The 13,970-nt window shown below is 62.8% G+C and carries 16 protein-coding genes; 5 read left to right on the top strand and 11 right to left on the bottom strand.

The genetic code is table 11. The annotated features are described in order from the left end of the window. Positions 1–4: 4 nt before the first annotated feature. The gene (locus R3X27_RS19635) at positions 5–130 is read left to right on the top strand and encodes a hypothetical protein (RefSeq protein ID WP_317710587.1); all 126 of its coding nucleotides are present in this window, start codon (positions 5–7) and stop codon (positions 128–130) included. A gap of 420 nt (positions 131–550) precedes the next feature. Next, positions 551–1,156, top strand: a complete 606-nt coding sequence (locus R3X27_RS19630) for a VPLPA-CTERM sorting domain-containing protein (protein ID WP_317710586.1) — start codon at positions 551–553, stop codon at positions 1,154–1,156. A 224-nt stretch (positions 1,157–1,380) separates the two neighbouring features. Here R3X27_RS19630 and R3X27_RS19625 read toward each other — a convergent pair whose 3' ends face one another. From R3X27_RS19625 to R3X27_RS19575, 11 genes are read right to left on the bottom strand one after another with little or no spacing between them, the layout of a single operon-like run. Further along, positions 1,381–2,556 carry an acetyl-CoA C-acyltransferase gene (locus tag R3X27_RS19625; protein ID WP_317710585.1) on the bottom strand — a complete coding sequence of 392 codons (1,176 nt, stop codon included), beginning with the start codon at positions 2,554–2,556 and terminating at the stop codon, positions 1,381–1,383. A gap of 11 nt (positions 2,557–2,567) precedes the next feature. Continuing rightward, on the bottom strand, positions 2,568–3,860 hold the full coding sequence (locus R3X27_RS19620) for an ArgE/DapE family deacylase (RefSeq protein WP_317710584.1): 1,293 nt from the start codon (positions 3,858–3,860) through the stop codon (positions 2,568–2,570). A gap of 10 nt (positions 3,861–3,870) precedes the next feature. After that, positions 3,871–4,524 carry a 3-oxoacid CoA-transferase subunit B gene (locus tag R3X27_RS19615; protein ID WP_411572516.1) on the bottom strand — a complete coding sequence of 218 codons (654 nt, stop codon included), beginning with the start codon at positions 4,522–4,524 and terminating at the stop codon, positions 3,871–3,873. Beyond that, positions 4,511–5,203 (bottom strand): CoA transferase subunit A, encoded by a 693-nt coding sequence (locus R3X27_RS19610; protein ID WP_317710582.1) that lies wholly within the window; start codon positions 5,201–5,203, stop codon positions 4,511–4,513. The genes R3X27_RS19615 and R3X27_RS19610 overlap by 14 nt, the downstream gene beginning before the upstream one ends. Continuing rightward, on the bottom strand, positions 5,200–5,697 hold the full coding sequence (locus R3X27_RS19605; protein ID WP_317710581.1) for a GNAT family N-acetyltransferase: 498 nt from the start codon (positions 5,695–5,697) through the stop codon (positions 5,200–5,202). Before R3X27_RS19605 ends, R3X27_RS19610 begins: the two co-directional genes overlap by 4 nt. Then, a complete protein-coding gene (locus R3X27_RS19600) occupies positions 5,694–7,046 on the bottom strand; it encodes an aspartate aminotransferase family protein (RefSeq protein ID WP_317710580.1) in 1,353 nt (450 codons plus the stop codon). The genes R3X27_RS19605 and R3X27_RS19600 overlap by 4 nt, the downstream gene beginning before the upstream one ends. Further along, entirely contained in the window at positions 7,043–7,813 is a 771-nt protein-coding gene (locus tag R3X27_RS19595; protein ID WP_317710579.1) for an amino acid ABC transporter ATP-binding protein, read from the bottom strand. Before R3X27_RS19595 ends, R3X27_RS19600 begins: the two co-directional genes overlap by 4 nt. A 15-nt stretch (positions 7,814–7,828) precedes the next feature. Beyond that, positions 7,829–8,485, bottom strand: coding sequence for an amino acid ABC transporter permease (locus R3X27_RS19590; RefSeq protein ID WP_317710578.1), 657 nt, complete (start codon positions 8,483–8,485; stop codon positions 7,829–7,831). A gap of 27 nt (positions 8,486–8,512) precedes the next feature. Next, positions 8,513–9,163, bottom strand: a complete 651-nt coding sequence (locus R3X27_RS19585) for an amino acid ABC transporter permease (RefSeq protein ID WP_317710577.1) — start codon at positions 9,161–9,163, stop codon at positions 8,513–8,515. Between the two features lie 9 nt (positions 9,164–9,172). Beyond that, complete coding sequence (locus R3X27_RS19580) at positions 9,173–9,964, bottom strand: creatininase family protein (protein ID WP_317710576.1); 792 nt, start codon at positions 9,962–9,964, stop codon at positions 9,173–9,175. A gap of 57 nt (positions 9,965–10,021) precedes the next feature. Then, complete coding sequence (locus R3X27_RS19575; protein ID WP_317710575.1) at positions 10,022–10,807, bottom strand: transporter substrate-binding domain-containing protein; 786 nt, start codon at positions 10,805–10,807, stop codon at positions 10,022–10,024. 156 nt (positions 10,808–10,963) lie between these two features. Here R3X27_RS19575 and R3X27_RS19570 point away from each other — a divergent pair, with 156 nt between their 5' ends. From R3X27_RS19570 to R3X27_RS19560, 3 genes are all read left to right on the top strand, one after another. After that, entirely contained in the window at positions 10,964–11,917 is a 954-nt protein-coding gene (locus tag R3X27_RS19570) for a LysR family transcriptional regulator (RefSeq protein WP_317710574.1), read from the top strand. 271 nt (positions 11,918–12,188) lie between these two features. Continuing rightward, positions 12,189–12,809 (top strand): VPLPA-CTERM sorting domain-containing protein, encoded by a 621-nt coding sequence (locus tag R3X27_RS19565; RefSeq protein ID WP_317710573.1) that lies wholly within the window; start codon positions 12,189–12,191, stop codon positions 12,807–12,809. A 402-nt stretch (positions 12,810–13,211) separates the two neighbouring features. Beyond that, positions 13,212–13,763, top strand: coding sequence for a VPLPA-CTERM sorting domain-containing protein (locus R3X27_RS19560; RefSeq protein ID WP_317710572.1), 552 nt, complete (start codon positions 13,212–13,214; stop codon positions 13,761–13,763). Positions 13,764–13,970 lie beyond the last annotated feature (207 nt).

Genomic DNA, 13,970 nt, shown 5'->3' with positions numbered 1-13,970 from the left:
GACCATGCGATCCTTCCTGCTTGCCTGCCTGTCCATCGTGATCATCGGGACTGCGGCCCATTTCGCCACGGACCGGTTCGATCCACCGGTGACCAACGCCTCGTCCAACCCGGCGGTTCGGCTCGACTGAGCTCTGGCCACTGGCATCGCAGCACCGCACGCAGACCCCGAACCAGTCCGGCCGGGCCGCGCGTCGCGCACCGGGCGTCGAGGCCCCAGGGTCTGAAAGAATGACCTGACTTGAGTGATCCTGCTGTCACAAACGCCCCGGTGGAGCGCATCATCCACCCTCTATCGAATCAATGACCGGGGTTTCGGCAAATCCGTTTTCGAACCAAAGCATTCGCGTGGAATTCGGCAACAACGCCCCACAATTGTTTCCAAGGCAAGGGCCAATTTCGACCAGAAAATGGTGAGAGGCGCTCACTTTGTGACGCTCAGGGGCAATCATTGTGGCGATAAAAAGATGCCGCCGAGTTTGACTTGACCCTAGTCCAAACAAGACGTTAACCGGTTTCTGTTAAGACAAAATAAACCAGATGGACTTGGTATGATGCGTTCTCTTCTGGCGGCAACAGCATTGGCATTTGCTGCAGCTATTCCCGTTTCTGCGGCCACGATTTCGATCAGTGATGGCCAGACATTTTGCGAGAGCCTGAACCAGAACGTGAAGCGCGGTTCGTTTGCGGCAGCCGATTGTGACGCCAAAATCAGCAACTCTTTCGATCTCTCGAACAGCGTCGCCAGACCAGACGACATTACGTTCGAAGGGGCAGGCATGCTGACTGGCTACGTGGCCGATGCTGCCGGAACAAACCCGTCCAAGTACCCCGATTTTGCAACGGTTACGCTGATCTCTGACAGCATCGTTACATTCTCCCTGATCGATCCGACCGCGGGTTTTGATGCGCTGTTCTCCTTCGGCGATCTGGATATCAGCGGCACCGCCCTGTCGGCTGCAGCCTCGACCGTAACATTCGCCGCTGCCGCGGGTACGTACCTGTTCGGCATAAACGCGACCGATCCGACCGACAGCATCACCCGTCAAAGCTCATCCTACACCCTTCAGGTGGCTGCCGTTCCGCTCCCGGCTGGTTTGGTCTTGTTGCTGACCGGCCTCGGCGGTCTGGCTGCGATGCGTCGCCGGTCCTCCTGACAGGCTTTGCCACACAGATATCGGGCCGCCAACGACACTCATGATCGTCGGCGGCCCTCTCTGTTTTCGGCTCCAACTGAGAGCCAGCCCCCACGAGACATGCGCAATTCAGGTCGATGACCAGATCTCTTGGGTCATGGTCGGCATTGACGTTTCGAAGCCGGGATCGTGCACCGACCGCTGCCCTCCAGGCGTTGATTCTGCGAGCCCGACAGGGAAGGGTTTCAAAGGAACTCGACCAGGCCGGCCGCACCTTGCCCGCCGCCGACACACATCGAGACCACCCCCCACCGCGCGGCGCGGCGCCGTCCCTCCAGAAGCAGATGTCCCGCCATGCGCGCGCCCGACATGCCGTAGGGATGGCCGATGGAGATCGCTCCGCCATTCACATTGAGCCGCTCGGTCGGGATCTCCAACTGGTCGCGGCAAGGCAGGAGCTGGGCGGCGAAGGCCTCGTTGATCTCCCAGAGGTCGATCTCGTCGGCACGCAAGCCGGCCCGCTCCAACAAGCGCGGGACCGCCACAACAGGGCCGATGCCCATCTCCTCCGGAGCAACGCCGGCCACGGCGAAACCACGCAGCGCGCCAAGAGGGACCAGCCCGCGCCGGGCCGCCTCGGTCGCCGACATGACCACCAGCGCCGCCGCGCCATCGGAGAGCTGGCTGGCATTGCCAGCGGTTACCGTCTTGCCCTCGCCCAGCACGGGCTTGAGCTTGGCCAACCCTTCGGCGGTGGTCCCGGGCCGGTTGCACTCATCTGCCTCCAGCCGCACGGTTTCCGCGTGCGTCTCGCCGGTCTCCTTGTCAGTGACGACCTTCACCGCCTCGACCGGTACGATCTCATCGGCAAAGAGCCCCGCCCCCTGAGCCTGCGCGGTGCGGAGCTGGCTTTCCAGCGCATAGGCATCCTGTGCTGCGCGGCTCACACCGTAGCGTTCGGCCACCCGCTCGGCAGTCTCCAACATCGACATGTAGTACCCGTCTCGCACCGCCGGATCGCGATAGCGATGGGCGTTCCAGTGGCTCTCCTGAACCAGCGAAATGCTCTCCAGCCCCCCCGCCAGCGCCACATCGACGCCTTCGCCAGAAACCATGTAGCACGCCGCCGCCAGCGCATTGAGCCCGGAGGCGCATTGCCGGTCCAACGTGACGCCGGCAACTGTGTCCGGCAGGCCGGAGGCCAGGGCGATATGGCGGGCGACATTCACGCCGGTGGAGCCCTGCGTGAGCGCCGATCCGAAGGCGATATCCTCGATCTCGCCGCCCTCCAGCCCGGCGCGAGAGACAGCGGCGCGCACGGCATGGGCCGCAAGGCTCGGCCCTTCCAGGTTGTTGAAAGCGCCACGGTAGGATTTGCCGAGCGGTGTGCGGGCGGTGGAGACGATGACAGCTTCGCGCATGGGATGTCCGATCAGGTTTCTTCGACGCCGCACCAGTCGGCGATGAACAGCGCCGTGGCCTTGGTGACCCGGCGCATACTTTCCAGCTCCACGCGCTCGTTGAAGCCGTGTATCGCCTCGGCGCGGGGGCCGTAGACGAGCGCCGGGGTGTCGGCATAGAGGCCGAAGAAGCGCGCATCCGTGGTCGCGGTGATCGCCGCGCGGTCGAGCGTCTCGCCCGTCACCGCGCCATGGGCGGCGTCGAGCGCACCGACGGCTTGCGCGGCGCAAGCGCTTTGGTCGACCGAGAGCGCGTAACCCTCGGCATGGAAGCCGTGATAGACGATCTCCGGCAAGGCATTCTTCAGAAAAGCGTTTTCGCGCGCCGCGTCCAGCAGAACCGCCTCGATCTCCGCCTTCGCGGCCTTGATGCTCTGGCCCGGAAAGATCGCCATGCGCACGTCAAAGACGCACCAGGCCGGCACGGAGCTGGTCCAGTCGCCCCCTTGGATCTTGCCGATATTGAGGTTCAGCGCGTGGTCCATATGGGCGTAGTCGGCGGGGCGCTGATCGGGCAGGTTCCAACGCGTCTCCATCTCGTGCAACGCGGCGATGAGCGGGATGGCGGCCTCAATGGCGTTGGAACCTGAGCCGGCATAGGCAACATGGGTCGGCAGCCCCTTGAGATGGACCTGAAACCAGATCACCCCGAGTTGGGCCGTGACAAGGCTCTCGGCAAAGGGCTCCGGGATCAGTGCGGCATCGGCCTTGTAGCCGCGCGCGAGACAGGCCAGCGCGCCATTGCCGGTGCATTCCTCCTCGACCACGGATTGGAAGAAGACATCCGCCGCTGGCTGCAACCCACAGGCGCGCAGCGCGTCCAGCGCGAAGAGATTCGAGGCCAGCCCCGCCTTCATGTCTCCCGCGCCGCGCCCATACATCCAGCCATCGGCGATGCGCGGAACGAAGGGCGGGCTGTCCCACATGTCGAGCGGGCCTTCGGGCACCACGTCGATATGGCCGTTGAGAATCAACGAGCGGCCCATTTTCGAACGGCTGCGATGGCTGCCCACGACATTTACCGCATCCTCATAGGGGGCGAGCACGGGCGAAAAACCGGGCAAACTCTTGATCTCGTCGATATCGATTTGCCAGCGGTCGAGCTCGTATCCGCGCGCATAAAGCTCGCTGGCCATGAAATCCTGCGCGCTTTGCTCCTTGCCGCGCGTGGAGGGATGGGCGACCAGTTCGGCGAGAAACGCCGTCTGGGTATCAAAGCCCGCATCGACGGCATCGAGCAGGCGGGTTTGCAGGGTCGGATCCATCCGGGCCTCCTCAGAATGTCGGAATATCGCCAGCGGGAAGGGCCAGCGGGGCGCCGGTCGCCTCGGCGATCTCGGCCGCAGCGACGCCCTCGGCGCGCTCGCACAGGGCAAACCCCTCGGGGGTTACGTCGATGACGGCCATGTCGGTGAAGATCCGGGCAACGCAGCCGCGCGCCGTGATCGGAAGGGTGCACTCCGCCTTGAGTTTGGGATTGCCAGCGCGGTCTGTCTGGGTGGTCAGCACGACAACCCGGCGCGCCTTCTGCGCCAGCTCGATGCCGCCGCCTGCACCGGGCGAGAACTTTCCGGGGATCTTCCAATTCGCAAGGTCGCCCGCTTGCGAGACCTCGAAGGCGCCCAGCATGGTCAGGTCCAGCCGGCCCGAGCGCACGAGCGCGAAGCTCACCGCGCTGTCGAAAAAGGCCGAGCCGGGCAAGGTCGAGACATAGGCGCCGCCCGCGTCGATCAGGTTCCGGTCGGCCTGCTCCGGCGACAGGGTCGGTCCGATCCCCGAGAGGCCGTTTTCGGTATGCAGGCAGACCGGGAAATCGGCGTCCAGATGGTTCACGACCTTTGTCGGCAACCCGATGCCGAGATTGACCACCATGCCGGGGGTGATCTCGGCGGCGGCGCGGGCCACCATCCTCTGTCTAGCGTCGGACAATGGCATATTCCTCGCTGAGCGCGCCCAGTTCGACCACGTGATCGACAAAGGGACCGGGCGTGTGGACGTCATCGGCGGCCAGCGTGCCGAAGGGAAGCAGGCGCTCGGCTTCGACGATCACCCGCTCGGCGGCCATGGCCATCAGCGGGTTGAAATTGCGCGCCGTGGCCACGTAGTCGAGATTGCCGAACGGATCCGTACTGTTTGCGTGGATCAGCGCCACATCGGCGCGCAGGGCGGTCTCCACGACAAGGCTTTTGCCATCGATCTCGACGCGTTGCTTGTGGGCGGCCAGTTCCGTCTCGGCAGCGATATCCGTGAGGATCGCGCCAAGCCCCGCCCCGCCAGCGCGGATGCGTTCCGCGAGAATGCCCTGGGCGCAGAACTCGACGTCGATCCTGCCGCTGTTCATCAGTTCGATCGCGTGGGCGTTGAGGCCGATATGGGTGGTGATCAGCCGTGCCACCTGCCCGGCGGCAAGCAGATGATCGACGCCCATGCCGGTCTCGTTGGCATCGTTCTTGATCAGCGTCAGCCCGCGCTGGCCCTGCCGGAGGAGCTCCTGGATCAGCGTGAATGGCGTACCGGGGACACCAAACCCGCCCAGCATCACGGTGGCACCGTGAGGAATCCGGGCGACGGCCGCTTCGAGCGTTGTGGTCTTGTCAGGGAGCTTCATGGGGCGGCCTCGGCGGTCGGGGGCGTGGCAAGCTGAGAGAAGCCATCGCCGGCCAGGTACATGTGCATGAGATCGTTCTGGGTTGCGAAGCCGAGCCGGGCGTAGAAGGCGGCGGCGCCGTCATTGTGGACGTGGCGACTGAGGGCCAGATAGGCTGCGCCCCATTCGATTGTCGCGCGGCGGGCCACGGCGGCGAGAAGGGCGGCGCCGATGCCGATGCCGCGCGCCTCGGGCGCAACCCAGAGATCCTGCACATAGACGCCCGGGGCGCCGAGCGTCGTCGAGAAATGGGGGAAGAACAGGGCCATGCCGGCAGCGGTGCCCTGCCGTTCCGCGAGCAACGTCTCGAAGAGCGGGGCGTCCGCGAAGCCATGGGTTCGGATCGCTTCGGGCGTAGAGGCGAAACGCGCGCCGTCGCCGGTTTCTTCGGCCAGCCGGCGCAGCATCCCGGTGATGGCCTCGGCATCGGTGGCTGTGGCGCTGCGGATTGTCATGCGGCCACTCCCGTCTCAAGCCCGGCCTCGGCGGCGAAGGCGTCGAGACTGTCGGTCAGGATCTCCATCATCTCACCGATCTGGCGCTCGGTGATGATCAGCGGCGGGGCGATCAGGAAGTGATCACCCGCAACCCCGCCGCGCGTGCGCCGCGAATAGGTAATCAACCCGCGCTCATAGGCCAGTTCGACCAGCCGGTTATGGGCGTTCAGCTCTACCGGGAGCGGTTCCATCGTCTCGCGGTCGGAGACAAATTCGAAAGCGGTCAGCAGCCCCTTGCCGCGCACATCGCCGATGAAGGGATAGCGCTCCATCAGGCCGGTGAGCCTGTCCATCACGACCGCGCCCATGGCGGCTGCATTGGCGATAAGCCCCTGCGTCTGGATCTCTTCCAGAACGGCTAGCCCGGCGGAACAGGCCAGCGGGTTTCCGGCATAGGTGAAGCCATGCAGGAAGCCGCCCGCATCGAGGATCGGATCGACCAGCCGCGCGGGCGCGACCATGGCGCCGAGCGGCGCATAGCCCGCGCCGAAGCCCTTGGAGAGCGCGACGATATCGGGCGTGATGCCCCAGTGCTCGGCAGCGAGAAAGCGGCCCGTCCGCCCGGCGCCGGTCATCACCTCGTCATAGATCAGCAGGATGCCGAACTCGTCGCAGATCTCGCGAACACGACCATAGTAGCTGTCCGGGGCGACCAGCGCGCCGGTGGACGCGCCACCAACAGGCTCCATGATGAAGGCCAGCACAGTTTCCGGCCCCTCGGCGAGGATCTTGTCGCGCAGCATCTCGGCGTATTTCAGCCCGCGCTGCTCTTCGGAGAGGTTGTCCCGGTCGAGATAGGTCGCGGGCGCCGGCACTTTCGGCATGCCGCGCATCATCGGATCGAAGGGGCGGGCAAGCGGGTCATAGCCGGTCAGGTCCAGCGCCCCAAGCGTGCAGCCGTGATAGGATGGAAAGCGCGAGATCACCTTCCAGCGGCTCTGTTGCCCTTGGGTGATCGCATATTGCCGGGCGAGCTTCATCGCACTTTCGACGGCCTCCGAGCCGCCGGAGACGAAGAAGACCCGGTCCAGCCCCTCGGGCATCATCGAGACGGTTTTCGTTGCCAGCGCTTCGGAGGCTTCAGTGCGAAAATGCAGCCGGTAGCCGAAGGTCGCGCGGTCCATCTGGGCCTTCATCGCGGCGAGCACGCGCGGGTTGGAATGGCCGATATTGGAGACCATCGCCCCCGAAGAGCCGTCGATATAGCGCTTGCCGGTCTCGTCGAAGAGATAGATCCCCTCACCATGGTCAAGGAAGGGGCGCGGGGTCCGGGACTGGTAGAAGAGATGGGAGGGGGCGTCGGTCACGTCGCGTCTCCGAGATGTTTGCGCAGGAATTCGCGGGTGCGGGCTTCTTTCGGGTTCCTGAAGACCACCTCGGGCGGGCCTTCCTCGACCACGTAGCCCTGATCCATGAACAGCACCCGATCGCAGACCGAGGCCGCGAAATCCATCTCATGGGTGACGATGATCATGGTCATATGCTCCTCGGCGAGCTTCTTCATCACCAGGTTCACCTCTTCGACCAGCTCCGGGTCCAGCGCCGAAGTGGCCTCGTCGAAAAGCATCAGCTTGGGCTTCATCGCCAGCGCGCGGGCAATGGCGCAGCGTTGTTTCTGCCCGCCGGAGAGGCGCGAGGGGTAATAGTCGATGCGGTCGAGCAACCCGACATGGGCGAGCTGTTCCTCGGCCAGAGTGTCGGCCTCAGCCTTGGAGATGCCCTTCAGCAGCTTCGGCGCCATGGTCACGTTTTCCCGCACGGTCAGATGCGGGAAGAGGTTGAAATGCTGGAACACCATCCCGATATGCTCGCGCATCTCGTTGATATGTTTCTCATATTGCCGATGCGACAGGGTCTTGTTGACCTGCACACCCTCAAGAAACACCTCGCCGCCTGTGAGCGGATCAAGGTCGTTGATGGCGCGCAGGAGCGTCGACTTGCCGGAGCCGGAGGGGCCGATGATGGCGACGATCTGGCCGCGATCCACGGAGAGGCTGATGTCTTTCAACACCTCGATATAGCCATAGGATTTCCGGGCGTTGCGAACTTCGACAAAATGCGGCGTGTCGGACATGCGGGCCTCGCAGGGTTAGCGGGAGAGCGCGATGCGGCGCTCGATGCGGCGCAGGACGGCTTCCATCCCGAGATTGATGACGTAGTAGCAGACGGCGGCCACGAGGTAGAATTCGAAGGGCCGGTAGGTGCGGCCGATGGCGAGCTGGGCCGAGAGCGTCAGCTCCGTGACGCCGATCACCGAGACCAGCGCGGAATCTTTCAAAAGAGCGATCATGTTGTTGCCGATGGGCGGGATCACGTCGCGCACGGCTTGCGGGACGACGACCTTGCGCAGCGCCTGGGTGCGCGAGAGGCCGAGCGTGCGGGCGGCTTCCATCTGGCCTTGATCCACGGCGATGATCGCGGTCTGGATCAGCTCGGAATTGTAGACCGCGAAATGCAGCCCCAGCCCCACGACCCCGGCGACGAAGGCCGGCAGGTCGATGCCGATCTGGATCAGGCCGAAATAGATCAGGAAGAGCTGCAGCAGCAGCGGCGTGCCCATGAAGAGCCAGGCGAAGAGGCGGAAGGGCTGGCGAATGATCCAGGGTGCGTAGAGCGCGATCACGGCGAGCAGGATGCCCCCGACGAAGCTCAGGGCCGCGGCGGAAACGGTGATGGCGATGGTCCAGACCACGCCGAGCAGGATCGTGTCCATCCAGCCGGGAACAACGGAGAAATCAAGCCCCATGGCGGGCTCCTTTCAGCGGGATCGGGGTCATGTCAGGCGCACCTTCCGGTCGAGATAGGAGATGCCCTTGCCCACCACGTAGATGATGACCATGTAGAGCAGCCCCGAGAGCAGGAACATCTCGAAGGGCTTGTAGGTCGAGCCGATATAGCGCTGCGCGGTATAGGTCAGCTCCACGACGGAGATCGCGGCGACCAGCGCCGTGCCCTTGATCAGCGCGTTGATATTGACGCCGAGCGGGCGGATCATCAGCCGCAGCGCCTGCGGCAGCACGACGTTGCGAAAAGCCTGGTAGCTCGACAGCCCGAGCGTGCGCGCGGCCTCGGCCTGGCCCTTGTCGATGGCGATGATGGAGCCGCGCATGGTCTCGGTCATATAGGCGCCGATATTGACGCCGAGCCCGATCACGCCAGCCTCGAACGCGTCAAGCTGGATGCCGACCTGCGGTCCGCCGAAATAGAGCAGGAAGAGCTGGATCAGCGCCGGGGTGCCGCGAAACAGGCTCACATAGGTCGCGCCGATCATGCGCAGATAGCCGTGGCGCGACAGCCGCGCCGCCGCCCCGAGCGAGCCGCAGATCAAACCGAGGATCGTCGTCAGGATCGACAACTGGATCGTCACCCAGGCGGCCTGAAGAAAGAACGGATAGATCCGCAGCATGAGGTCGAGATCCAGCATCCGTGCCCCCTAGTGATGATCTGTGCGGTCGAGGATGGGCAGGGCGCGGATCTCGCGCACCAATGCCAGCGTCTCCTCGATGGCGGCTTGCAGGAATTTGGCGCCGGTCTCCGGGTCCGCCACGGTCGGGTCGCCCATCGTGCCATCGGGCGAGACCTCGGACCACCAGCGCATCAGCATCGCCTTGCCGCCGCCGCGCGCAAGGTCGAGGTTGAAGAAACGGCTGTCGGGGTCGTGCAGGTTCTGCTCCGTCGCTTTTTCGAGATGCACCAACTCCGGGTGGAGATGGGCATACATGGCCGCTTCGAACTCGCCCGCATGGGCGATACCGCCGATCTCGGATTTGCGATGGGCGTTGATCCGATCGGCGCAGAGGTTCCAGTAGGAGGCCGAGACACAGATCACGCCGGTCTCGATCACCGTCTTGCGCGCGGCGAGATCCAGCACCGGGTGGTTGGAGCCATGCGAGTTGAGCAGCAGGATTCGGCGAAAGCCGTGATGAGCGAGCGATTTTGTGATGTCGGTGACAAAGGCGAGCAGGGTCTCGGGCTGGATCCAGATCACGCCCGGGAAATCCTTGTGATGCTCGTTGAAGCCATATGGAACCGCCGGCATCACGAAAACCTCCTCCGGGGCCAGCCCGGCGACGCCATTCGCGACCGCCATGCCCAGCACGGTATCGGTGTCGAGTGGCATATGCGGCCCGTGATCTTCCGTGGCCGAGACATTGAGAATCACGACGCGATCCTTGTCCGCGTCGCGTATCTCTTCCCATGTCTGCTTGCCGTATTCGGCGCTCATCCCGGCCTCGCGTCTCGGAGTGGTGGCCCGCCAGCAGGCGCCGGCGGGCCGTTTGGATCAGCGGATATCGGCGCCGATCCACTTTTCGGCGATCTCGACATAGGTGCCGTCATCCATCATCGCGTCGAGCGCTTCCTGCATGGCCGCGGCCAGCTCGGGGTTGCCTTCGCGGATCGCGATGCCGGCGCCGAAGGCCTCGGTCTCCAGGTCCTCGATGATGGCGAATTCCTGCCCCTTCTCGGTCATCGCCAGGATCGCGGCGATGGAGTCGTTGACGATCACGTCGACGCGGCCATTCTCCAACTCCAGTAGCAGCTCGGGCAGGCCCTTGTAGGTGTTGATGTCATACCCCTGCGCGCTGGCCCATTCCTCATGCGTCTCGCCAAGGGTCACGCCGACCTTGGCGTCGCCAAGCTGGCTGACGGAGGTGAATTCGGAACCCGGCTTGGTGAAGATCGCCCGCTTGGTGGTGTAATAGGGACCGACGAAATCGACCACCTCGTCGCGCTCCTCGGTGATCGTCATCGAGCCGACAATGGCGTCATACTTGTTGGCCAGAAGCCCGCCGATGATGCCGTCCCAGGCGGTGGTGACAATCTCGGTCTCCAGCCCCATCCGCTTGGCGATCTCGGTGCCGATGGCCGGATCGAAACCGACAACCTCGTTCTTGTCATTGACGAAGTTGAAGGGCGGGTAGGCGCCTGACATGGCGATCCGGATCGTGCCCTTCTCCTTCAGCGCCCCCAGTTCTTCGGCGATAGCGGGTGTCGTGGCGGTGATGCCGGCAAGGGCAAGCGTGCCGGCCGCAGCGGCGAGGGTCAAAACGGTTCTGCGCTTGGTCATCTGTCTCTCCTGTTGGATCTGTTGGCAGCAGTTCCCCCCAGGGGCGCGGGGCCAGTGGTGGGACGACGGTTTCCTCCGCCTTGACCAAAACGCTTGCACGCGCCTCAATATCGAGCAAATAAATATTCTAAATTATCAGCATAGATGAGATCTATCATGAAGCCCTATGAGCAACGCTTTCCCTGGCAGCTCGACTGGAATCTGCTGCGGACCTTCATGGTGGTTGTCGAGCAACGCGGCATCTCCCGCGCAGCCGATTTTCTTGGCCTCAAGCAGCCGACTGTTTCAGCCGCGCTGAAACGGCTCGAGGAGACCACCGGCAAGGTGCTGATTGTGCGAAAACCGCATGAATTCAGGGTCACACGGGCCGGGCGGATGCTCTATACAGAGTGCTGCTCGATCTTCGGCACGGTCTCGCAACTGCCTTCGCTGCTCGAGGTCGATGGCGAGATCCTGCGCGGCCATATCTCGATTTCCATCGCCAGTCACGTCATCTCGCCCCATCTCGACGACGTGCTCCACGCCTTCGCGCAGCAGCACCCGAACGTGACCTATTCCTTCACCGTCGCGGAGAGCGATGAAATTTGTGGCCGCATCAGTCAAAATCGCGCCAGTTTGGGAATTTGCCTGCTTCCGGAAATCCCGCCGGATCTCGACGTCACGATTCTCTACCGAGAGTATTTCGGCCTGTTCTGCGGCCCGCGCCACAAGCTGTTTGGCGCCGAGGAAATCACGCCGGAGGATCTTAGGGGCGAACCTTCCGTCTCCTTCCAGACAGAAACCGAGGATGGTCCGCTTGACCCCGTAGCCCGCCTGCGTGCCCGCGCCGGGATCGAGACCGGCTGGAGCGGTGTTTCCTCGAACCTGCACGAGTTGCGGCGGATGATCGTGGCCGATATCGGCGTCGGTGCCTTGCCGCTGCATGTCGCGCAATATGATGTCGAATACGGTCGACTGCGCCAATTGCCCCCCCATGACGATCTCCCGCTGATCAATATCTACCTGTTGAGCAATCCGAACCGCCGATTCTCCGCCCCGGAAACCGCGTTCCTTTCGGCCTGCCGGGACATGATTGCAAAGACGGACCTCTCCGAGCGAACCTATCGGTAGCTCAGCTCCGAAGGCCTCGACAGGGAGCCGTCAGGCGAATTCGTAAAGAGCGTCCGCCACCCACCCCATCGCAAGAAAAGCTGCACTGACAGGCGCAATGGGGCAACCCTGGACCGATTCAGCAGGTTGCACGGCCTTTTGCTGCGAGTGCATCCAACGCCTGCACTTTCGCCCAAATTTGCCTCAAATGCGCCGCATTGGAGCATCATCGATTAAAGCGGGAACCGTGCATCCACGCCAGTCCCGGATGTGCCACGATGTTAGGAAGAAAATGTTCAAAAAAATCCAATACACCTTGATCGCCGCGGGTTTGTCCGTCGCAATTACAGGATCATCCGCAGAAGCGGCAGTCATCGCGCTCGATGCGTTCGACGCCGACGCCGTCACCTATGATTTCAGCAACGCAACTCTGAATGCAACGACAGCCGGGAACGGATTCGTTTCTTTTTCGGACGGAAACGTGAGCACCGCCTACGTCGCACCACAAAGCGGGTTGACCTACACCAACAATACCACCGGTGGCTCCACTGGAGGCGGGTTCCTGCGGATGGATTTCGCAGAACTGGTATCTGCGATCGGCTTTGACGGCCATTACAACTATGCGCCAGTGCTGTTTCAGGTATTCGACGCCGACGACAACCTGCTCGATTCGAGCCTGACCAGCCCAACGGGCTATGGACCGATTACCGGTTTCTTTGGTCTGGATGTTGGCGCGAACCTCATCAGCTATGCGCTTGCCAGCGTTCCTGATAGAGATTCGATCCACAATCTCTACATGGACAACGTGATCTATCAGCAGGTCGCTGCGGTGCCCCTGCCCGCCAGCTTGCCGATGATCCTTGTCGGCCTGGGTGGACTGGGTGTTGTCTCGCGCCGCCGCAAAGCTGCCTGACGGACGCTTGTATCCAAAGCCGTGCGTGGGCGGGCCCTGAGCCATCCCACGCGCGGTTCCATTGGCAAATGCCAATGCCTTTGGATCGATCTCTCACTCGCGGAAGTCTTCCCTGACCAGTACTTTGAAACGCCTTGCTACGGCGCAGAGAATGGCTCGGCAGACGCAAAGGGAGGTTCACAAATGCGGGCACATCGGGGACGTTTCCCGGTGAGGCGTATGCATCTGTTAGTAAATGCAAAATCCCAAGACGGCGCGCATCCACTTTTGGAAAGAGCGTTAACCATTTTTATCACAACAGTACCCCGAGATTGTTTCCGCGACGGAAGCACGATTTGACTTGATAGATTCCAGGAAGTCGCTCATCGAAAAGGTTAGTATTTCGTTAACAGTGAGCCTTCTATGTTCAAATCTCGTTTGGTGGCAACAGCGCTGGCTGCGTCCGCAGCAGCCATACCCGCTTCAGCAGCAATAATTGACATTGGTGACGGTAAGACCTTTTGCGAGAGCAGGGGGTATTCGCGTTCGTTCGCCAAATGTGATCTCTACAAAAGCACGTGGTTCGATCTTGGCAGCAAGGGCCATGACTCGATCACGTTCGAGGGGTCGGGCACCCTGGCGGGGGCAATCAGCGGCAAATGGTCGGATTCCGCGTCAATCACGCTGACCTCTGACAGTTGGATTACCTTCACCCTAGCCGGAATGAGCGATCTGTTTGAAGCGCTCTTTACCTTTGGCGACCTCGATGTAAGCGGCACCGTTCTGTCGTCGGAGGCCCCGTCCGTAGCGTTCTTCGCGAATGCTGGGTCATATGACTTCCGCATCGTCGGAACCGCGTCCCCGCAAAAGTCAGCTTACGTCATGGAAGTGGCTGCTATTCCGCTTCCGGCTGGGTTGGCATTGTTGCTGACTGGTATCGGCGGCCTGGCAGTCTTTCGTCGGAAATCTTCCTGACGGGGACTGCATCGCTTAGGTCGGGCAGCTGGCGCGTCTGATACCCTCAGGCGTGTCGGCAAGGGACCTGTTGCGCAGGCGCGCCCGCGCCTCGTCCGCGCTCCCGCACCGATCGCCCGGATCAGACGCCCTGGTTCTCAGAAAACCCGATCATCCCCGATATCAATCTTTGGATTTCCCTGAACGCGCCCTGCCTTTACAGCGCGC

It is taken from the genome of Tropicimonas sp. TH_r6, from assembly GCF_033101155.1.
Classification (GTDB): Bacteria; Pseudomonadota; Alphaproteobacteria; order Rhodobacterales; family Rhodobacteraceae; genus Tropicimonas.
This window is presented reverse-complemented; position numbering and strand designations above follow the sequence as displayed.

Excerpts from the sequence above, each read along its gene's own strand:
- R3X27_RS19570 (WP_317710574.1), top strand. The coding sequence starts at position 10,964 with ATGAAGCCCTATGAGCAACGCTTTCCCTGGCAGCTCGACTGGAATCTG.
- R3X27_RS19635 (WP_317710587.1), top strand. The coding sequence starts at position 5 with ATGCGATCCTTCCTGCTTGCCTGCCTGTCCATCGTGATCATCGGGACT.
- R3X27_RS19620 (WP_317710584.1), bottom strand. The coding sequence starts at position 3,860 with ATGGATCCGACCCTGCAAACCCGCCTGCTCGATGCCGTCGATGCGGGC.
- R3X27_RS19625 (WP_317710585.1), bottom strand. The coding sequence starts at position 2,556 with ATGCGCGAAGCTGTCATCGTCTCCACCGCCCGCACACCGCTCGGCAAA.
- R3X27_RS19565 (WP_317710573.1), top strand. The coding sequence starts at position 12,189 with ATGTTCAAAAAAATCCAATACACCTTGATCGCCGCGGGTTTGTCCGTC.
- R3X27_RS19590 (WP_317710578.1), bottom strand. The coding sequence starts at position 8,485 with ATGGGGCTTGATTTCTCCGTTGTTCCCGGCTGGATGGACACGATCCTG.
- R3X27_RS19580 (WP_317710576.1), bottom strand. The coding sequence starts at position 9,964 with ATGAGCGCCGAATACGGCAAGCAGACATGGGAAGAGATACGCGACGCG.
- R3X27_RS19585 (WP_317710577.1), bottom strand. The coding sequence starts at position 9,163 with ATGCTGGATCTCGACCTCATGCTGCGGATCTATCCGTTCTTTCTTCAG.
- R3X27_RS19605 (WP_317710581.1), bottom strand. The coding sequence starts at position 5,697 with ATGACAATCCGCAGCGCCACAGCCACCGATGCCGAGGCCATCACCGGG.
- R3X27_RS19595 (WP_317710579.1), bottom strand. The coding sequence starts at position 7,813 with ATGTCCGACACGCCGCATTTTGTCGAAGTTCGCAACGCCCGGAAATCC.
- R3X27_RS19560 (WP_317710572.1), top strand. The coding sequence starts at position 13,212 with ATGTTCAAATCTCGTTTGGTGGCAACAGCGCTGGCTGCGTCCGCAGCA.
- R3X27_RS19630 (WP_317710586.1), top strand. The coding sequence starts at position 551 with ATGATGCGTTCTCTTCTGGCGGCAACAGCATTGGCATTTGCTGCAGCT.
- R3X27_RS19610 (WP_317710582.1), bottom strand. The coding sequence starts at position 5,203 with ATGAAGCTCCCTGACAAGACCACAACGCTCGAAGCGGCCGTCGCCCGG.
- R3X27_RS19575 (WP_317710575.1), bottom strand. The coding sequence starts at position 10,807 with ATGACCAAGCGCAGAACCGTTTTGACCCTCGCCGCTGCGGCCGGCACG.